The sequence below is a fragment of the Luteibacter sp. P1_D3 genome (genome assembly GCF_056406135.1).
In genome coordinates, this window is record NZ_JBFUAT010000036.1 from 25,098 (window position 1) to 44,680 (window position 19,583).

Consider the following 19,583-nt stretch of genomic DNA (forward strand, 5'->3'; position numbering starts at 1 on the left):
TTGTGTGGAACGACGCTTCTACCCTTGCGTGGGTTAATCGGCCATGACCGCCGCGGTGACGGTGGCGATATCCGCCGGCTCGGCAACGACCTTCCAGGCGCCAGCGGCTTCCAGCTCCTCGCGATCGCCGAAACCCCAGAGCACGCCAATGCCGCGAACGCCGTTGGCGACGGCGCCTTCCATGTCGTAGAGCCGGTCGCCGATCATGATCGTGTCGTCCACCGGCTGGCCGAAGTCGGCGAGAGCCGCCGCGATCATCGTGGCTTTTTCGCTGTGCGACGTGGACAGGTCGGGCGCGTAGACGCGCTCGAACAGGTGACCGAAGGGCAGGTGGGCGATGATCGGACCAGCATGCGGCAGCGGCTTGCTCGTCACCACAGCGAGGCGGTGCCCTGCCGCCGCGAGCGAGGCGATCAGTTCGGGGATGCCGTCGTAGACGGTGTGTTCCGACCAGCCCACATCGCGAAAGCGGTCGCCATAAGCCGCCACGGCGGCTTCGATACGTTCGTTGTCGTCACCGAGGATCGCCGCGTAGCTGACACGCAGCGGCGGGCCGACCCAGGCGCGCAGGGCGGCATCGTCCGGCGACTCCGCGCCGACGGCCGCCAGGGAGTGGCGAACGCCGGCGAAGATGCCGATTTCGGAATCGATGAGGGTCCCGTCGAGGTCGAAGAGAAACAGCATTACTTCTTCTCCGCGCGGGCCTTGAGTGCCGCAACGGCAGGCAGCTCCTTGCCTTCGAGGAATTCGAGGAACGCGCCGCCACCCGTGGAGATATAGGACACGCCGTCTTCGATGCCGTACTTGTCGACGGCGGCGAGCGTGTCGCCACCACCGGCGATCGAGAAGGCCTTCGAGGCCGCGATCGCGCGAGCCAGGGTCTCGGTGCCCTTGCCGAACGCATCGAACTCGAACACGCCGACCGGACCGTTCCAGACGACGGTGCCGGCCTTCGCGATCAGATCGGCGTAGCGCTTGGCGGTCTCGGGGCCGATGTCGAGGATCATCTCGTCGTCGGCGACATCGCTCACGTTCTTGATGGTGGCCTTGGCCGTGGCGGCGAATTCGGTGGCAACCACGACGTCGGTCGGCACCGGCACGTCGGCACCGCGCGACTTGGCATCGGCGATGATCTTCTTCGCGATGTCGAGCAGGTCGGCTTCGACCAGCGACTTACCGACCTTGTGGCCTTCGGCAAGGATGAAGGTGTTGGCAATGCCGCCACCGACGATCAGCTGGTCCACGCGGCCGACGAGGTTCTGCAGGAGTTCGAGCTTGGTCGATACCTTGGAGCCGGCGACGATGGCGAGGAGCGGCTTGTCCGGGTTTTCCAGGGCCTTGCCCAGCGCGTCGAGCTCTTTCGCCAGCAGCGGGCCCGCGGCGGCGATCGGTGCGAAGCGGATCACGCCGTGAGTGGAAGCCTGGGCGCGGTGCGCCGTACCGAAGGCGTCCATGACGAACACGTCGCACAGCGCGGCGTACTTCTTCGACAGCGCCTCGTCGTCCTTGCCCTCGCCCACGTTCATACGGCAGTTCTCGAGCACCACCACTTCACCCTCGGCCACGTCGACACCGTCAAGGTAGTCGCGGACCAGACGAACGTCCTTGCCGAGCTTCTTGCCCAACCAGTCGGCGACCGGCTTCAGTGAGGAGGCTTCGTCGAACTCGCCTTCCTTCGGCCGGCCCAGGTGGGAGATGACCATGACCTTCGCGCCGGCGTCGCGGGCGGCGACGATGGTCGGCAGCGAGGCGTCCAGGCGCTGGGTGGAGGTGATCTTCCCGTTTTCCACCGGGACGTTAAGGTCTTCGCGGATCAGCACGCGCTTGCCGCGCAGGTCGAGGTCTTGCATGCGGATGACGGACACGTTGGACTCCAGCTTCGGTTCGGAGAAACGCCCATTGTCGGTGGCTGGCCCCCTGGCAGCAAATCGCGGGCTGGAATCGCCGATGAATCGGCTCCTACCCAAGCGGGGCACGGCGGATTCCCTCGACGCGCTCGGTAGGAGCCGATTCATCGGCGATCGCGCGGCAGCGCGCCATGGCAAGGCCAGACCCTGCGGGTAGAATCCCGCCGTCCGCAAAAGGAGCCGACATGTCCCTCGTCCTCTACACCTACTGGCGCTCCAGTGCCGCCTATCGCGTCCGGATTGCCCTGAACCTGAAAGGCCTGCGCTACGAAGCCCGCCCGGTGCACCTGCTCAACGAGGGCGGAGAGCACCTGAAGGCGGCCTATCGCACTATCTCGCCCCAGGCCCAGTTGCCGACCCTCCTCGATGGTGACCTCACGATTCGCCAGTCCATGGCCATCCTGGAATACCTGGACGAGACCCGGCCCGAGGTTCCCCTGATGCCGGGCGACGCGTTGGGACGGGCCCGCGTGCGCGAGCTGATGCAGGTCGTGGGCACGGATATCCACCCTCTGGGTAACCTGCGGGTCATGCGGGCGATCGAAGCGGAGTTCGGCGCGGACCCGTCGGTCAAGGAGGCCTGGTCACGGCGCTGGATCAAGCAGGGCTTCGATGGTCTCGAAGCGGTGCTGGCCCAGGGGGCGGCAGGGCGTTTCAGCTACGGCGATACGCCGACCCTGGCCGACTGCTGCCTGGTGCCGCAGTTCTATAACGCGGTGCGCTGGGGCGTGGACCTGGCGCCGTACCCGACGATCCGCCGGGTGGTCGAGGCTTGCCAGGCGCTGGAGGCCTTCCAGAAGGCCGCGCCCGAAGCGCAGCCGGACGCTCAGTAACGGAAATGTAGGAGCCGATTCATCGGCGATGCTTTTCGGCTTCACCGCTCCGTTGGCTTTTCGCCGATGAATCGGCTCCTACAAAGGGCGGGTCAGACGCCGATGCCGTACGGATCGCTCGAGGCGAACTCGTTGCTCGTCGAACCCTCGGACAGGCGGATCTTCAAGGCCAGGCCATCGCGCGAGTCGGCCTTGTTCAAGGTCTCCTCGAGGGTGATGTAGCCGTCCTTGTACAGCCGGTACAGCGACTGGTCGAAGGTCTGCATGCCTTCCTGCAGGCTGCGGTCCATGGCGTCCTTCACCTCGTGAATCTGGCCGCGACGGATCATGTCGCGAATCAGTGGGGTGTTCAGGAGCACCTCGGTGGCCGGCATGCGGCGGCCGTCCTTGCCGATCACCAGTCGCTGGCTGATCACCGCGCGCAGGTTCAGGGCCAGGTTCATCAGCACGTTCTTGTGCGCCGACTCGTGGAAGAAGTTCAGAATGCGCTCGAGGGTCTGGTCCGCATTGTTCGAATGCAGGGTAGCCAGGCACAGGTGACCGGTTTCCGAGAAGGCGATGGCGGCCTCCATGGTTTCCGTGTCGCGGATCTCGCCGATCATGATCACGTCCGGGGCTTCACGCATCGCGTTCTTCAACGCCTCGTGATAGCTGTGCGTGTCCAGGCCCACTTCGCGCTGGTTGATGATCGAGCGCTTGTGACGATGCAGGTACTCGATGGGATCCTCGATGGTGAGGATATGGCCCGAGCTGTTGTTGTTGCGGTGGTCCAGCATGGCCGCCAGCGTGGTCGACTTGCCCGAGCCGGTGGCACCGACGCAGAGGATCAGGCCGCGTGGCTCCATGATCAGGTCACGGAAGATTGTCGGCAGGCGCAGCTCTTCGAGCGACGGAATCTCGCTCTTGATGGCACGGATGACCATGCCGATCTCGCCGCGCTGCTTGAACACGTTGATACGGAAGCGTCCGGCTTCCTTCACGGCCAGCGCCATGTTGAGCTCGAGATCGCGCTCGAACTGGGGCACCTGGCCCTCGTCCATCAGCGAGTAGGCGATTTTCTTGACCATGCCGCTCGGCAGGCCCGTGTTACCTAACGGGTAGAGCTTGCCTTCCACCTTGATGTTCACGGGGGCGCCGGTCGTCAGGAACATGTCCGACGCACCCTTGTCCACCATAAGCTTCAGGAAATAACCAATATCCACCTAAACCCCCGGGCATTCGCATTACAATCGAGATGAGGTCTCCCTAGACCTTCATATATCGACAATATCTCGCAAACCTGTAAGAGGATAACGAGTGATGGTGCACATCTTGCCGTCGAAAGCCCTTTCCAAGGGCCGCCGGCTCCTCGCCCTGGCCTCCCTAGGCCTGGCGATTGCGACTCTTGCTGGCTGCGCCAGCGCTCCGCCCCCGGATGGTGCCATGAATCAGGCACTAGCCCAGCTCCAGGCGGCGCGCGACGCAGGTGCAGCCGATTATGCGCCGGTCGACCTCGACTATGCGCAGGGTAAGTTCCGCCAGGCACAAACCGCCATGGCGAGCCGCAAGTATGACGAGGCGGCCGTTCTGGCCGACGAGTCGCGTGCGGATAGCGAACTGGCCCGGGCCAAGGCCCGGTTGGGTGCCGCCCGTGCCCAGAACCAGACCAAGAGCCAGGAAAACTCGCGTATGCGCGTCGAGATGATCGACAACCACGCGAACGACACGGTGCCGATCCCGACCAACGTCCAGGAGACCGAAAGTGTCCTGCCCGAGCCGACCGACACCACGCCGCCGCCCGTCGGTGGCCAGACCCAGCCTCTGAACGACCATCAGGGAGGCCAGTGATGAAGCGCACGACTATCCTCCTTTCCGCCCTGGTCCTTGCCGTCTTTTCGGCAGGGTCGGCCATCGCTGCCACGGACGACCTCGACATCCGCCGGCTGAACTCCAGCCTGGACCAGCTTTCCGCGGACCCTGTCCTCGGTGGCTATGCCCAGGCCGAGCAGGCGCGGGCCCGTGAGGCGATCAACCAGATGGGCCAGTTCAAGCCAAAGGACAAGGAGCACGCCCACTATCTGTACATCGCCGAGCGCCGTGTGGACATCGCCAAGGCGATGGCCCAGTTCCAGGACGCGCAGAGCAAGTCGGCCCAGCTGGACCGGGAGCACGATTCCATCCTGCTCGAGGCCAGCCGCCTCGACGCCGAGATGGCCCGCCGCCAGCTGGAACAGCAGCGCGCCCAGAACCAGATGATCCAGGAAGAGGCCGCCCGCCTGCAGCAGCAGGGCGTGGAGTACTCGCAGGCCCTGGATCAGGCCAAGGCCGAGGGTGACAAGGCCCGTCAGGTCGCGGCTGCCCAGGCTAAGGTCGCCAACGCCGCCAAGAAGCAGGCGGCCCTGGCCGAGGCCGCGGCACGCGCCATGCGTGACGCAAGCTCGTCCGACGGCGCAGCCGACCCGGCGCCGACGCCGAAGAAAAAGAAAAGCAGCAACGGCAACTAAGCCGACCGCTCTATGTAGGAGCCGATTCATCGGCGATGCTCGTCGATGTCGCGAGCACCCATCGCCGATAAATCGGCTCCTACAGGAATCCGGTGCGATAACTCGCCCCGGGCCCGCCAGATGGCGGGTCCGGGGCCCATTTGCTGCCTAAACCGTTGCGCCCGCAACCATTTTTTCATGCGGGAATTGAGAAAGATCGGTCTTGCGGCACCCTGTCGAGCGGAGTAGCTTCGAACTCCCGCCACGCGAAAACCACGTGACGGCCCTCCCCAACGCGAGGAGTTCGCTATGTTCGAAAACCAGCAGCGCGACGACGTCGAAAAGTTCATCCACGCCGATGCCGACACCCGTCGTCTCTTCTACCGTCACCAGGAACTCGACACCAAGCTGCATGACGCCAATATCGGCYGTCTGCCCATGGATGACCAAAGCCTGGCGGGACTCAAGAAAGAAAAGCTGCAGGCGAAGGAGAAGCTCCAGCGAATGTGGGATAGCTGGCAGCAATCGCGACACTGACCCGATGGCACGGGTTCACTAATTCAGGAAGCGGGCACGGAAACGTGCCCGTTTTTTTTTGGTCGTCCCTACACCCTTTCGGATCGGCCGAGAAGCCGGGCATCGGTTCAGCGCGCCACCCTTTATCATGTGCGCCCAAAGGGGCGAGGTCGCAGGGACCATGCCCGAGCCATGATGGAGTTCCAATGAGTGTTCATGACAGCGTCCTCGATCTGATCGGCCACACCCCCATGGTGCGCGCCCAGCGTCTGGATACTGGCCGTTGCGAGCTCTTCCTGAAGCTGGAAAGCGCCAACCCGGGCGGCTCGGTGAAAGACCGTATCGGCATGTCCATGATCGAAGGCGCCGAGCGTGCCGGGAAGATCAAGCCGGGCGACACCCTCGTGGAAGGTACGGCCGGCAATACTGGCCTGGGCCTCGCCCTCGTCGCGCAGCAGAAGGGTTACCGCCTCGTGTTGGTCGTGCCCGACAAGATGAGCCGCGAGAAGATCTTCAACCTCAAGGCCATGGGTGCCGAAGTGGTGCTTACCCGCTCCGACGTGGCCAAGGGTCACCCCGAGTACTACCAGGACATGGCCGCGCGCATCGCGGGCGAGACACCGGGGGCTTATTTCATCAACCAGTTCGGCAATCCGGACAACCCGCTCGCGCATCAGCAGACCACCGGCCCGGAGATCCTCGAGCAGATGGACGGCAAGGTCGACGCCATCGTCGTCGGCTGCGGTTCGTCGGGCACGATGAGTGGTCTCACCGCCTACCTGCGCGAGCACTCGCCGCACACCCGCATCATCCTGGCCGATCCGGTCGGTTCCATCCTCGCCGAGTACATCAACGACGGCGTCCTGTCGGAAAAGTCCGGTAGCTGGATGGTCGAAGGCATCGGCGAGGACTTTCTCCCCTCGATCAGCGATTTCACCATGGTCGAGAAAGCGTTTGCGATCAGCGACAAGGAAAGCTTCCTCGCCGCGCGCGAGCTGCTGGCGAAGGAGGGCGTCCTCGGTGGTTCGTCCACCGGCACCCTGCTGGCTGCCGCCCTGAAGTACTGCCGTGAACAGACCGAGCCCAAGCGGGTCGTGACGCTGGTCTGCGACACGGGCAACAAGTACTTGTCGAAGATGTACAACGACTACTGGATGCTCGACAACGGTTTCCTGGAGCGCGAACGCTACGGCGACCTGCGCGACCTGATCCTGCGTCCCTMTGCCCAGCGCGACACGGTCGTCATCAAGCCGGACGACATGCTGGTCACCGCCTATAACCGCATGAAGCTGTACGACGTCTCGCAGCTGCCGGTGATGGAGGGCGAGCGCATCGTCGGTATCCTCGACGAATCCGACGTGCTGATGCACGTGCATGCGGACGAAAGGCGGTTCCGCGACCCGGTCTCCACGGCCATGATCGCTTCGCCGGAAATGCTCCAGGTCCGTGAGCCGATCGATGCACTATTGCCGGTGTTCGAGAAGGGCCACGTCGCCATCGTGGTCGACGGTGAGCAGTTCCTCGGACTGATCACCCGGATCGACCTGCTCAATTACCTGCGTCGCAAAGTCAATTAATAAGGATCACGACTCATGTGTGGAATTGTTGCTGCGGTTGCCCAGCGCGATATCGCGCCGATCCTCATCGCCGGCCTGAAGGCCCTGGAATACCGCGGCTACGATTCGGCGGGCATGGCCATCGCCGATGGCGGCGAGATTCGCCGCGTTCGCGCGAAGGGCAAGGTTCGTGAGATGGAAGCCCTTTACGACGCCGACCCGGTGCCGGGCGGCACGGGTATCGCGCACACGCGCTGGGCCACGCACGGCGTGCCCAGCGAAGCCAATGCGCACCCGCACGTGCAGGGCCGCATCGCCATCGTGCACAACGGCATCATCGAGAACTACGCGTCCCTGCGCGATGGGCTCCGGGCCAAAGGCCGCACCTTCCATTCGGAGACCGACACCGAGGTGATGGGTGCGGTGATCGATGAGCACGTGCAGGCCGGCAAGTCGCTTCGCGAGGCGGTCACCGCCGCCGTACGCGAGCTCGAAGGGGCCTACGCCATCGCCGTGATGAGCCTGGATGAACCCGAGCGCATCGTCGGTGCGCGCCGTGGCTGCCCGCTGCTGGTCGGCATTGGTATCGGCGAGCACTTCCTCGGGTCGGACGCGCAGGCGCTGATCAAGGTCACCAACCGGATGATGTACCTCGAAGAGGACGATGTCGTCGAAATCACCCGCGACACGGTCGAGGTCTACGGTCTCGACGGCCAGCGCGTCGACCGAACCGCGCATGAGAGCGAGATCAGTGCCGACTCCGTGGAGCGTGGCGAATACCGCCACTACATGCAGAAGGAAATCTTCGAGCAGCCGCGTGCCGTCGCCGACACGCTCGAAGGCCGCATCGGCCCGCATGGCATCCTGCCGAATATCTTCGGGATCGACGCCGACCCGATTCTCGAAAAGACCCGCGCCATCCACATCGTAGCCTGCGGTACCAGCTACCACGCCGGCATGGTGGCGAAGTACTGGATCGAGCAGTTCGCCCGGATCCCGGTCGTCGTCGAAGTGGCCAGCGAATACCGCTACCGCGATGTCGTCGTGCCGGAGAACACCCTCTTCGTCGCTGTGTCGCAGTCGGGTGAAACCGCCGATACGCTGGCCGCGATGCGCGAATCGCGGCGTCGTGGCTACCTGGCCACGTTCGCCATCTGCAACGTGCCGGAGTCGTCGGTGGTCCGCGAATCCGACCTGCGCCTGATGACGCGCGCGGGCCCGGAAATCGGCGTCGCCTCGACCAAGGCCTTCACTACCCAGCTCACGGCGTTTGCCCTGCTGGCGCTGGACCTCGGTCGCCGTCGCGGTCTCGATGGCGCGAAGTACCTCGAGCACTGCAAGGAGCTCCAGTCGCTGCCGCGCTACATCGAGAACGCGCTGAAGATCGAGCCGGAAATCCTCCGGATCGCCGATCACTTCATCAACAAGCAGCACGCCCTGTTCCTGGGTCGTGGCGCGCAGTTCCCGGTGGCGCTGGAAGGCTCGCTCAAGCTCAAGGAAATCTCGTACATCCACGCCGAAGCCTATCCGGCCGGCGAGCTGAAGCACGGCCCGCTGGCGCTGGTCGACGAGAACATGCCGATCGTGGCTGTCGCCCCGAACGGGCCGTTGCTCGACAAGTTGAAGTCGAATCTGCAGGAAGTGCGGGCGCGCGGTGGCGAGTTGATCGTTTTCGCAGATGAGCGTGCGGAGATGGATGACGGCACCGAGCACGTGGCCATGGTGCGTGTGGATGGCGGTGGCGATCTGATTGCGCCGGCCGTGTTTACGATTCCACTGCAGTTGCTGGCTTATCACGTGGCCGTGCAGCGCGGAACGGACGTGGACCAGCCGCGGAATCTGGCGAAGTCGGTGACGGTGGAATAAGAGTCCCCGTCTCGTGGCTGACCAGGCGATCATTCATGCGCTCTCCGACGTGCAGTCCAAAACTGTCGGTGTCCGTACGACGGTGTGGCAGTTCGTGGTGATCCTCGCCGACGCGGTGATCGGCAAGGACTGCAACATCTGTTCACACTGTTTCATCGAGAACGACGTCGTCGTCGGCGATCGCGTCACGGTGAAGAGTGGCGTGCAGCTATGGGACGGCGTGCGTCTCGAAGACGATGTCTTCGTCGGTCCGAATGCCACCTTTACCAACGATCGGATGCCACGGTCACGCCAGCATCCGGGACGCTTTCCGCAGACTCTCGTGCGTCGCGGCGCATCGATCGGCGGAGGCGCGACCATCCTGCCGGGTCTGGAGATCGGTGAGCGGGCGATGGTCGGAGCGGGTGCGGTGGTGACGGGAGACGTCCCCGCACGAGCCATCGTCGTCGGGTCGCCCGCGCGGGTGATCGGCTACGTCGACGACGCGGTGTCGTAGTCGCCGTTGAGGACCTTGCGCAGGTCGCTTCGCCAGTCCGGCGGCATGACGCCGAACGAAGCAAGGGTCTTGGTCGTATCGAGCACGGACCACGCCGGACGCTTCGCTGGCGTCGGGTAATCGGCACTGGGAATAGGCAGCACCGAAGGCTTTGTCGGCAAGCGTCCGCTCGTCACCGCTTCGTCGAAGATCGCCTCGGCAAAGTCGTGCCAGGTGGTATCACCCGCGGCTGTTAGGTGAAAGATGCCGCGTGGTCGCGCATGCGTCGCGACGTTGTTCAGCCACTTGTCGGCAATGTTCGCCGTGGCTTTCGCAAGGAAACCGGCACTGGTCGGGGTGCCCCGTTGGTCGTCGACCACGGAAAGCGAGTCGCGTTCGGCACCAAGCCGCAGCATCGTCGTGAGAAAGTTTCGTCCGCGCAGGCTATAGACCCAAGCCGTTCGCAATACGAGGTGATCCACCCCGGTCGCGGCGAGCGCCTGCTCGCCGGCGAGCTTGCTGTTCCCATAGACGCCGAGCGGCGCCGTGGCATCGTCTTCGGCATAGGGGTAATGCGCCGTTCCATCGAAGACATAGTCGGTGGAGTAGTGGATCACCGCGCCGCCCCAGGCGGCGACTGCCGCGCCGATCACGCCGGGCAGGGTCGCATTGATGCGCATCGCGGCGTCCGCATCGGTTTCCGCACGATCCACTGCCGTATAGGCGGCTGCGTTTACCACCAGGTCGGGGCGCAGGCGACGGAGCAGGTCATCGACGGCTGAAGAATCGGAGAGGTCGCAGCGCAATAGGGCGTCTGAGGTCGACCGGGACGACGCGTGGACCTCACCAAGGACAGGCAGCGTGTCGCGCAGGTACCCGCCGAGCTGCCCGTCAGCGCCGAACAGCAGGATCTTCACGGCAGGTAATCGGGTAGGCGGTCGTGCGACATCTCGTCGAAGAGCGGTGCCTTGCGATCCTTCGCCGAGAGCTCGGGGTCGGATACCGGCCAGTCGATGGCGAATCGTGCATCGTTCCAGCGAATCGATTCATCGGCGGCAGGATCGTACAGGGTCGTGCACTGGTAGACGAACGTCGCTTCGTCGGAGACGACGCAGAACCCGTGCGCAAAGCCCGGTGCGATCCAAAGATGTCGCTTGTTGTCGCCGGAAAGCATGACTGCGACCGACTGGCCGAAGGTCGGCGACGCCGGTCGAATGTCTACGGCGACGTCGTAGACCTCACCGTCGAGCACGCTGACCAGCTTGCCCTGCGGGTTGGGCCACTGATAGTGCAGGCCGCGCAGGACGCCGCGACGCGAGCGAGAGACGTTGCTCTGCACGAAGCTGGCGTCGATGCCATTGGCCGCAAAGCGCGCCTGGTTGAAGCTTTCATAGAAGAACCCGCGGTCGTCGCCGTGCACCGTCGGTTCGACGATCACGACGCCGGGGAGTTCCGTGGCGATGCACTTCACGCTTGTCCATCCTGCTCGGCAAGGCGGAGAAGATACTGTCCGTATCCGACTTTGGACAGGGGCGCGGCGAGGCGAGCCAACTGTTCCCTGTCGATCCAGCCGTTGACGAAGGCGATCTCCTCGGGGCAACAGATCTTGAGGCCCTGGCGGTTCTCGATCGTCTGGATGTAATTGCCGGCTTCCATCAACGATTCGTGGGTGCCCGTATCCAGCCATGCGTAGCCGCGACCGAGCTGTTCCAGGTGGAGCTGCTGCTGGCCGAGGTAACGCCGGTTGAGGTCGGTGATCTCGAGCTCGCCGCGGACCGACGGCTGCAGCTCCGCCGCATAGGCGGGCGCATGCTCGTCGTAGAAGTACAGGCCCGTGACGGCATAGTTGGACTTCGGTCGGGCTGGTTTTTCCTCGATATCGAGAACCTTGCCGTCCGCACCCAGGCTGGCGACGCCATAACGTTGGGGGTCGCGCACCCAGTAACCGAACACCGTGGCACCTTCGTCGCGCGCATCCGCGCGGCGCATGCGCTCGGTGAGGCCGTCGCCGTAGAAGATGTTGTCACCCAGTACAAGGCAGCTCGGGGCGCCGTCGAGGAATTCCCGGCCGATCAGAAAAGCCTGGGCGAGACCGTCCGGGCTGGGCTGAACCGCGTAACTGATGGAAATGCCCCACTGCGAACCGTCGCCCAACAGGCGTTGGAACATGGCTTGCTCGTGCGGTGTGTTGATCACGAGGATCTCGCGGATACCAGCCAGCATGAGGGTGCCGAGCGGGTAGTAGATCATCGGTTTGTCATAGACCGGCAGGAGCTGCTTGCTTACGCCCTGGGTGATCGGATACAGCCTGGTGCCGGAGCCGCCGGCGAGGATGATGCCCTTGCGATTCTTCATTGTCCGAGCCGTTCCATCCGATAGCTGCCGTCGAGGATGCCAGTGACCCACGCCTGGTTGGCGAGATACCAGTCCACGGTGAGTGCCAGGCCGGAGGTGAAATCGTTGCGTGGCGTCCAGCCGAGTTCGCGCTGGATCTTGCCTGCGTCGATGGCGTAGCGCCGGTCGTGCCCGGGACGATCGCGGACGAAGCGGATCAGCGATTCGCGCGGCGTACTCGTCGGCACACGGCTGTCCAGGAGCGCGCAGATCGTCTTTACCACGTCGAGGTTGGTCTGCTCGCTGTCACCGCCCACGTTGTAGGTCGCACCGACGGTGCCCGTTCCGAGGACGGCGGCGATGGCGTCGCAGTGGTCCTCGACGAAAAGCCAGTCGCGAACGTTGAGCCCGTCGCCGTAGACGGGGAGTTCCTCGCCTGCGAGCGCCTTCTGGATCACCAGCGGGATCAGCTTCTCCGGGAACTGGTACGGGCCGTAATTGTTCGAGCAGTTCGTCGTGAGCGTAGGCAGGCCGTAGGTATGGTGGAACGCGCGGACGAGGTGGTCCGACGCGGCCTTGGAGGCCGAGTAAGGGGAGTTCGGGGCGTAAGGCGTACTTTCGGTGAAGCGACCCTCGGGGCCGAGGGAACCGTACACCTCGTCCGTAGAAACGTGCAGGAAGCGAAACGCCTGACCCTGGTCAGCGGAGAGTCCGCGCCAGTAGTCGCGGGTCACTTCCAGCAAGGCGAGGGTCGCGGTGACATTGGTCTGGATGAAGGCGGCCGGCCCGTCTATCGATCGATCGACATGCGACTCCGCGGCGAAATTGATCACCGCGTCCGGCCGGTGTTCGGCCAGGAGGGCGGTCACGAGACGGGCGTCGCCAATGTCCCCCTGGACGAACCGGTGCCCGGCATGGTCCCGGAGCGAGGCCAGGGTGGACAGGTTGCCGGCATAGGTCAGCTTGTCGAGGTTGACGACGCGGTGGCCCGTTGCCACAGCCCGATGAACGAAATTGCCGCCGATGAAGCCGGCCCCGCCGGTGACCAGAAGTGTGGACATGAACGACCTTGATGTGGCCCCGAGCGAGCTCTCGCAGGCATTGCCGCCGATTATGGGTGATCACGCACCCTCAGTCGCCTACACCGGGAGTAGATGAACACCGCTTCATACTCTCCTGCCGAGAGAACGCCAAGACGGTAATATAAGTCGCTTTACCGTGGCGCATCGTGCGCGCTCGGAACAATTATCTCAGGTAGATCAATGGCTTCCAAGAAAGCGACGCAAGTACTCGGTCTGGGCACCCGGGCGATCCACGCCGGCCAGCATCCCGATCCGTCGACGGGCGCCATCATGACGCCGATCTATGCGACCTCGACCTATGTCCAGTCCAGTCCCGGCAAGCACCAGGGTTACGAGTATTCGCGGACGCAGAATCCGACCCGCATGGCCTACGAGCGCTGCGTGGCCGACCTCGAAGGTGGCGTCGCCGGTTTCGCGTTCGGCTCGGGCCTGGGCGGTGCTTCGACGGTGCTGGACCTGCTCGACTCGGGTGACCACGTCATCGCGATGGACGACCTCTACGGCGGCACCTACCGGTTGTTCGAGCGGGTTCGTCGTCGCTCCGCCGGTCTGGACTTCACCTTCATCGACCTCAATGACACGGCCGCGCTGAAAGCTTCCCTGAAGCCGAACACGAAGATGATCTGGGCGGAAACCCCGACCAACCCGATGCTCAAGCTGGTCGATCTGGCCAAGCTGTCGGCCTTTGCGAAGAAGCACGGCCTGATCCTCGTCGTCGACAACACCTTCTGCTCGCCCATGCTCCAGCGCCCGATCGAGTACGGGGCGGACCTGGTCCTGCATTCGGCCACCAAGTACCTCAATGGTCACTCCGACATGGTGGGCGGCATCGTGGTCGCCGCCAATGAGGAAATGGCCGAGCGCATGGGTTTCCTGCAGAACTCGGTGGGCGCCGTCGCCGGTCCGTTCGATTCCTTCCTGGCCATGCGTGGTCTGAAGACCCTGCACCTGCGCATGCAGGCGCACTGCGCCTCAGCGCTGGATATCGCGCGCTGGCTCGAGAAGCACCCGGCCATCGAGAAGGTGATCTACCCGGGCCTGAAGTCGCATCCGCAGCACGCGCTGGCGCGTCGGCAGATGGATGGCTTCGGCGGGATCATTTCGGCTGAAGTGAAGGGTGGTATTCGCGCAGCCCGCAAGATGCTCGAACGCTGCGAATTGTTCGCGCTGGCCGAGTCGCTGGGCGGCGTGGAAAGCCTGATCGAACACCCGGGGATCATGACGCATGCGTCGATTCCGCCGGCGACGCGCAAGCGGCTGGGGATCAGCGATGGGTTGATCCGGTTGTCGGTGGGTGTGGAGGATGTTAGCGATCTGCGTGCGGAACTCGCTCGCGCCCTCGCTCGCTGAAGTGCGTCCCTTTGGATGCACTTACATGATTCATGGCATCGCGGACTACGTGTCCGTCGATCAGTCCGGGGTGTGACGAATGCAGAATTTGCTTAGAGCGGTGTGGGTCTACCGGCATTTCATCTATTCATCGATTCGCAACGATCTGCGGATGCGGTTTGCGCGCAGCAAGCTGGGTGGCCTCTGGATGATCCTCCAGCCCCTCGCACAGGTGGCGATCTACGCCGTTGTCCTGTCGCGCATCATGGGTAGCCGTCTTCCGGGTACCGATAACCGCTACGCCTACGTCATCTACCTCATCGCGGGCATGGTCGCGTGGTCTCTTTTCGTCGAGACGGTGACGCGCTGCCTGACCATTTTCGTCGACAACGGCAACCTCCTCAAGAAAATCGTTTTTCCGCGAATCAGCTTGCCGCTGATCGTCGCAGGGTCTGCATTGGTCAGTAATCTTCTGCTGCTGGTTGCTGCCGTCGGCGTTTTTCTCATTGCCGGGCATATGCCTACCCTGAGCATGCTTTGGTTGCTGGTCCTGATTCCGGTTAACCTCTCTTTTTCAATCGGCCTCGGATTGATCCTCGGGATACTCAATGTTTTCGTGAGAGACATCGGGCAGGTGATGGTGGTGATCCTGCAGCTTTGGTTCTGGATGACTCCGATTGTCTATATGCCCACGATTCTTCCGGAGCAATTCCAGGGCATCATCCATCTGAATCCGATGTTCTATATAGCCTCGGGTTTCCAGGACGTCCTTCTGTACGGCAAGGCGCCGCAACTGGACCACCTCGCTTATATCGCTGTGGGCTCGTTGCTGCTTCTGGGGCTGTCGCTGTTCCTTTTCCGTCGTGCCAATGCTGAAATGGTGGATGTCCTGTGAGCCCCGTCATGAAGATTCATCGGGTTGGCAAGGCATTCCAGGAATACGGCAGCGAATTCCATCGCTTCGCGCGCTGGTTTGGCCTTACCGCGCGAGTGCCCCGGCAGCATTGGGTGCTTCGCGAAGTAAGCTTTTCCGTTGCCCCAGGCGAAGCGGTGGGAATCATTGGCCAGAACGGCGCAGGGAAGAGCACTCTGCTGAAGATGATCACCGGTACCTTGCCTCCCACGGAGGGCGAGGTGACGGTCAACGGTCGCATCGCGGCAATCCTCGAATTGGGGATGGGCTTCAATCCGGAGCTCACCGGACGGCAGAACGTCTATCATTCGGCTGGACTGATGGGTTTCGATCGGCCCCAGATTTCGGCTGCGATGTCGGCTATCGAGGCTTTTGCCGAGGTGGGCGAATATTTCGACCAGGCAGTTCGTACTTATTCCAGCGGTATGCAGATGCGGGTCGCCTTCAGTGTCGCAACCGCGTTTCGTCCCGCCATCCTCATCGTCGACGAGGCGCTCTCGGTCGGTGATGCGTACTTTCAGCACAAGTGCTTCGAACGCATTCGCGAGTTCCAGAAGCAGGGCACGACCCTGCTCATCGTCTCTCATGACAACTCCGCCGTGCAGGCGCTATGCGACCGCGCCGTGCTTCTCGATAAGGGTCGCATGATCAAGGATGGCTCTCCCACGGAAGTCATCGACCTCTATAACGCACTCATCGCCGAGAAGGAGAACTCGACGGTCGAGGTCATCCGGCTCGAGGGTACCGACATCGTCCAGACGGTTTCGGGTACGGGTGAGGCCGTAGTCAGCGAGATCTCCCTGCGCGACGAGAACGGCGCCGCCGTGGAATTCATCAACGTTGGCTCCCCGGTCGAACTGCGTGCGAAGGTTCGCGTTTCGCGGGATATTCCGCAGCTCGTTTTCGGCTACATGATCAAGGACAGGTTTGGTCAGCAGATGTTCGGCACAAACACCTTCCATACGGGCCAGGTCGTCCATGACGTCCGCGCAGGTACGGAGCTGACCTTCAGCGCCGGCTTCGTGGCTTCGCTGGGTTCAGGAAGTTACTCGGTGTCGACAGCGCTCGTGAGCTCCGATACCCACCTGGTGGATAACTTCGAGTGGCGGGATCTCGCCCTCGTGTTCACTGTCAGCAATTTCGACAAACCCTATTTTGTCGGTAGCACATGGTTGCCGCCGGCCTTCAAGGTGACGACGTGACATTCATTTCCTACGCCCAGAACGCCGAAGACGTCATGCTCTTCCGCGCCCTCGGTCATGTCGCCAACGGCTTTTACATCGATGTGGGTGCGCAGGACCCCATCAACGATTCCGTGACGAGGGCTTTCTACGACAGGGGCTGGCACGGCATCAATGTCGAGCCGGTGCAGCGTTGGTTCGAGCGTCTCCAGGCGGATCGTCCCCGGGACGTCAACGTACAGGCGATCGTCGCGGACAAGGTGGGTACCGAAACGATCCGGGAAGTAGTCGATACGGGGCTTTCGACGGTCGATCCGGATATCGCCCAGCAGCATTCGCTCGGTGGACACGCCGTGGTCGAGTTCCAGGTGCGTGCGACGACCCTGGATGACCTGTGTCGTGAACATGGCGTCGATACGGTCCACTTCCTGAAGGTGGACGTGGAAGGTCATGAGGCAAAGGTGCTGGCGGGCATGTCGTTCGACGCCTACCGCCCTTGGGTCTTGCTGATCGAGGCGACCGCACCGAATTCTCAGGTAGAAACGCATGGAGAGTGGGAGCCGGGCGTGTTGGCCCGGGACTACGTGTTCGTCTACGCCGACGGTCTCAACCGCTTCTACGTGGCCCGGGAAAAATACGCGGAGTTGAAGGGTTTTTTCCTTTATCCGCCGAACTTTTTCGACGATTACGAGCGTATGCCGGTTAACTGGCTACGCCATCATGCCGAACGTCTCGAGAGGGATCTCGCACAGGTAACGGAACAGCGGGACGATCTGCTCTCGCTGCCTGATTCGCCCGGCGATGTGTCGGACCATGACCTGCTGGTCACAATGCGCGAGCGCTATCGCAGGCTGCGGGCCGAGCGCATCGTGATGCGGCGTCAGGTGCGTAAGGCAGAGGCCGAAGTTGCCGCAATACGTAGCGAATGCAGTGCGATGGTCGAGGACGCCCGTGCGGCGCGGCAATATCGCATGGAGCTCTTCGCAGCCGAGGAGCGGGTCACTGCGAGCGAGCGACAGATTGACCTCCTGCGCACTGAAACGGGTAACTTGCGCCACTACGTACAGGTACTGGAGCAGCAGGCGGGCAACCTGGAAGCCGCTTATGCGCTCGAGCGTGCAGAAGCGAACCACCTGCGAGAGCAGTTGGCGGTGATTCTCGGAAGCTCATCGTGGCGCCTTACCAGGCCGTTGCGTGTCATCCGTCGTCTTGCATCTCAGCCCGCGGCCCACGGGGGGCGACGCGCCATCCTGCGGCGTGTTGCGGGGCGGTTGTTACGTACGGCATCGCGAATGCCTGGTGCCCGCCGACTCGATGCTGCCGTGCTTCGCCGGATGCCGCGCGTTCGCCAGCGTCTGCTCCGCTTGTACGGCGTGCAGGAGGGTACCCGTGTAGTACCTCTCTCCACGACTGTGGGTCTTTCACCGATCGCCTCGCAGTATGCTCTTGCGCTCAAGGGAGCGGATGAGCGCCGCGATTCGCCGCGGGGGCATGACGGATGAGAATCCTGATTGATTTGCAGGCATGCCAGAACGAAAACCGCTTTCGCGGGATCGGTCGTTATAGCGTCGCCCTGGCTAAGGCGCTCTGTGGTCGGAACGACGACAACGAATACTGGATCGCGCTCAATGCGGCCATGCCCGACACGGGCGATGCGCTCCGCAGCGAGTTCAGTTCGCTCGTGCCATCGGAGCGCATCGTTTCCTGGGACATGCCCACGCCGACCCATGCGAGCGATGCAAGGAACCGGTGGCGGGAACAGGCGAGCGAGTTGCTCAGGGAAGCGGTCCTGGCGCGCGTCAACGCCGACGTCCTACTGGTCGCCAGCGTTTTCGACGGTCTTCACGACGACAGTGTCACGTCAGCACGCCTGGTCGAGAACGGACTCACGCGAATCGTCGCGATCGTCTATGACCTGATTCCCCTCGTCTATTCCAAGAAATACCTGGCCGATCCCGTCACCCAGGCCTGGTACTACCGGAAGCTCGCGACGTTGACCGCAGCCGACGGCTGGTTGGCTATTTCGCAGCATGCGCGCCAGGAGGCGATCGATATTGCCGGCATCGATTCGCTGCGCGCGTTCAATATCCTTGGCGCCGCCGACAGTGTGTTCCGGCCGCATAGTTACTCGTCGGGCGAGCGCAGCTCGCATCTACAGCCGCTGGGCATCAAGCGTCCCTACATCATGTATACGGGTGGCCTGGACGGGCGAAAGAACATTCGCCTGCTGCTGACAGCCTTCGGGCAATTGCCTCGCGAGGTTCGACAGGCGCACCAACTGCTTCTTGCCGGGAAGGCAAGCGCCGGTGAACTCGACGATCTCTCGATAATGGCCCGCAAGGCGGGCGTCGGGGCGGACGAATTAGTCGTCACCGGCTACGTCGACGATGAGACGCTGGTAGCGCTTTACAACCTCTGCACGGCCTTTGTTTTTCCATCGTTGCACGAAGGCTTCGGTTTGCCGCCGCTGGAAGCGATGGCATGCGGGCGGGCCGTCATCGGAAGCAGTGCGACCAGTGTTCCCGAGGTGATCGGTCGCGCCGATGCGCTGTTTGATCCATTGTCGGTTGAGGACTGTACCCGTCTGATGCTTCGCGTTCTAACCGACGATGCCTTCCGCACCTCGCTCGAAGCATGGGGCATCGAGCGCGCCGCGAGCTTTTCGTGGGAGGAAACCGCCGGTCGAGCAGTGCAGGCGATGGAGGCCATCTGCGCCGTCGAGCCTCGCTCGTTGGCGGCTGTCGAGGTCCCTGGCGTAGCACCGGCACGTCGGCGCCAGCGCCTCGCCATGGTTACGCCGCTTCCTCCGGCGCGCAGCGGCATCGCGGATTACGCGGAGCAGCTCATTCCTGCGCTGTCCCGTCACTACGACATCGACGTTATCGTCGAGCAGGACGATATCGACAGTCCCTGGGTCGTCGCCAACTGCGGCGTCCGCAAGGTCGAATGGTTCGTAAAGCACGTTGGTAGCTACGACCGGATCGTCTACCAGATGGGTAACGCGACGTTCCATACGCACATGTTCGATCTGCTCGCGCGCTATCCCGGCGTCGTCGTGCTGCACGACTTTTTCCTGAGCAGTATCGCGGCATACCTCGAGATATCCGGCGAACGTGCGGGCTGGTGGAC

At 63.2% G+C, this 19,583-nt stretch carries 19 protein-coding genes; 12 read left to right on the forward strand and 7 right to left on the reverse strand.

Annotation, left to right across the window (positions count from 1 at the left end; translation table 11 throughout):
- Positions 1-33: 33 nt before the first annotated feature.
- Positions 34-684, reverse strand: coding sequence for an HAD hydrolase-like protein (locus tag AC1DYM_RS19030; RefSeq protein WP_477340990.1), 651 nt, complete (start codon positions 682-684; stop codon positions 34-36).
- Positions 684-1,865: a phosphoglycerate kinase gene (locus AC1DYM_RS19035; RefSeq protein WP_477340992.1), complete on the reverse strand. Its 1,182-nt coding sequence runs from the start codon at positions 1,863-1,865 to the stop codon at positions 684-686. The genes AC1DYM_RS19030 and AC1DYM_RS19035 overlap by 1 nt, the downstream gene beginning before the upstream one ends.
- A 227-nt stretch (positions 1,866-2,092) precedes the next feature.
- On the opposite strand from AC1DYM_RS19035, the gene maiA reads away from it, so the two are divergent.
- Positions 2,093-2,740 (forward strand): maleylacetoacetate isomerase, encoded by a 648-nt coding sequence (gene maiA / locus AC1DYM_RS19040; protein ID WP_477340994.1) that lies wholly within the window; start codon positions 2,093-2,095, stop codon positions 2,738-2,740.
- A 92-nt stretch (positions 2,741-2,832) separates the two neighbouring features.
- Here the strand turns inward: maiA and AC1DYM_RS19045 are convergent, their stop codons facing one another.
- A complete protein-coding gene (locus AC1DYM_RS19045) occupies positions 2,833-3,942 on the reverse strand; it encodes a PilT/PilU family type 4a pilus ATPase (protein ID WP_046968546.1) in 1,110 nt (369 codons plus the stop codon).
- Between the two features lie 220 nt (positions 3,943-4,162).
- Between AC1DYM_RS19045 and AC1DYM_RS19050 the strand changes: the two genes are divergently transcribed.
- The 6 genes from AC1DYM_RS19050 to AC1DYM_RS19075 all read left to right on the forward strand — a co-directional run bounded on the left by AC1DYM_RS19050 (position 4,163) and on the right by AC1DYM_RS19075 (position 9,636).
- Entirely contained in the window at positions 4,163-4,567 is a 405-nt protein-coding gene (locus AC1DYM_RS19050) for a DUF4398 domain-containing protein (protein WP_477340996.1), read from the forward strand.
- Positions 4,567-5,223, forward strand: a complete 657-nt coding sequence (locus tag AC1DYM_RS19055) for a DUF4398 domain-containing protein (RefSeq protein ID WP_477340998.1) — start codon at positions 4,567-4,569, stop codon at positions 5,221-5,223. Before AC1DYM_RS19050 ends, AC1DYM_RS19055 begins: the two co-directional genes overlap by 1 nt.
- A 288-nt stretch (positions 5,224-5,511) precedes the next feature.
- Positions 5,512-5,739 carry an HP1242/YdcH family protein gene (locus tag AC1DYM_RS19060; RefSeq protein ID WP_477341000.1) on the forward strand — a complete coding sequence of 76 codons (228 nt, stop codon included), beginning with the start codon at positions 5,512-5,514 and terminating at the stop codon, positions 5,737-5,739.
- A 185-nt stretch (positions 5,740-5,924) separates the two neighbouring features.
- A complete protein-coding gene (locus tag AC1DYM_RS19065) occupies positions 5,925-7,295 on the forward strand; it encodes a pyridoxal-phosphate dependent enzyme (protein WP_477341002.1) in 1,371 nt (456 codons plus the stop codon).
- A 15-nt stretch (positions 7,296-7,310) separates the two neighbouring features.
- Positions 7,311-9,140: a glutamine--fructose-6-phosphate transaminase (isomerizing) gene (gene glmS, locus AC1DYM_RS19070; RefSeq protein WP_477341004.1), complete on the forward strand. Its 1,830-nt coding sequence runs from the start codon at positions 7,311-7,313 to the stop codon at positions 9,138-9,140.
- Positions 9,141-9,153: 13 nt separating this feature from the next.
- A complete protein-coding gene (locus AC1DYM_RS19075; RefSeq protein ID WP_477341006.1) occupies positions 9,154-9,636 on the forward strand; it encodes an acyltransferase in 483 nt (160 codons plus the stop codon).
- Here AC1DYM_RS19075 and rfbD read toward each other — a convergent pair.
- From rfbD to rfbB, 4 genes are read right to left on the reverse strand one after another with little or no spacing between them, the layout of a single operon-like run.
- Positions 9,612-10,532: a dTDP-4-dehydrorhamnose reductase gene (rfbD, locus tag AC1DYM_RS19080; RefSeq protein WP_477341008.1), complete on the reverse strand. Its 921-nt coding sequence runs from the start codon at positions 10,530-10,532 to the stop codon at positions 9,612-9,614. The two genes, AC1DYM_RS19075 and rfbD, sit on opposite strands and share 25 nt — an antisense overlap.
- Positions 10,529-11,086: a dTDP-4-dehydrorhamnose 3,5-epimerase gene (gene rfbC, locus AC1DYM_RS19085; protein WP_477341010.1), complete on the reverse strand. Its 558-nt coding sequence runs from the start codon at positions 11,084-11,086 to the stop codon at positions 10,529-10,531. The genes rfbD and rfbC overlap by 4 nt, the downstream gene beginning before the upstream one ends.
- Complete coding sequence (gene rfbA / locus AC1DYM_RS19090) at positions 11,083-11,970, reverse strand: glucose-1-phosphate thymidylyltransferase RfbA (RefSeq protein WP_477341012.1); 888 nt, start codon at positions 11,968-11,970, stop codon at positions 11,083-11,085. Before rfbA ends, rfbC begins: the two co-directional genes overlap by 4 nt.
- Positions 11,967-13,010: a dTDP-glucose 4,6-dehydratase gene (rfbB, locus tag AC1DYM_RS19095; RefSeq protein WP_477341014.1), complete on the reverse strand. Its 1,044-nt coding sequence runs from the start codon at positions 13,008-13,010 to the stop codon at positions 11,967-11,969. Before rfbB ends, rfbA begins: the two co-directional genes overlap by 4 nt.
- A gap of 201 nt (positions 13,011-13,211) precedes the next feature.
- On the opposite strand from rfbB, the gene AC1DYM_RS19100 reads away from it, so the two are divergent.
- The 5 genes from AC1DYM_RS19100 to AC1DYM_RS19120 all read left to right on the forward strand — a co-directional run.
- Complete coding sequence (locus tag AC1DYM_RS19100) at positions 13,212-14,381, forward strand: trans-sulfuration enzyme family protein (RefSeq protein ID WP_477341016.1); 1,170 nt, start codon at positions 13,212-13,214, stop codon at positions 14,379-14,381.
- A gap of 79 nt (positions 14,382-14,460) precedes the next feature.
- Positions 14,461-15,255 carry an ABC transporter permease gene (locus AC1DYM_RS19105; RefSeq protein ID WP_477341018.1) on the forward strand — a complete coding sequence of 265 codons (795 nt, stop codon included), beginning with the start codon at positions 14,461-14,463 and terminating at the stop codon, positions 15,253-15,255.
- Between the two features lie 8 nt (positions 15,256-15,263).
- Positions 15,264-16,475 carry an ABC transporter ATP-binding protein gene (locus AC1DYM_RS19110; RefSeq protein ID WP_477341020.1) on the forward strand — a complete coding sequence of 404 codons (1,212 nt, stop codon included), beginning with the start codon at positions 15,264-15,266 and terminating at the stop codon, positions 16,473-16,475.
- Positions 16,442-17,956 (forward strand): FkbM family methyltransferase, encoded by a 1,515-nt coding sequence (locus AC1DYM_RS19115; RefSeq protein ID WP_477341022.1) that lies wholly within the window; start codon positions 16,442-16,444, stop codon positions 17,954-17,956. Before AC1DYM_RS19110 ends, AC1DYM_RS19115 begins: the two co-directional genes overlap by 34 nt.
- Positions 17,953-19,583, forward strand: a 1,631-nt coding sequence (locus AC1DYM_RS19120) for a glycosyltransferase family 4 protein (RefSeq protein ID WP_477341024.1), incomplete at its 3' end; no start/stop codon positions are given. The genes AC1DYM_RS19115 and AC1DYM_RS19120, both read left to right, overlap by 4 nt.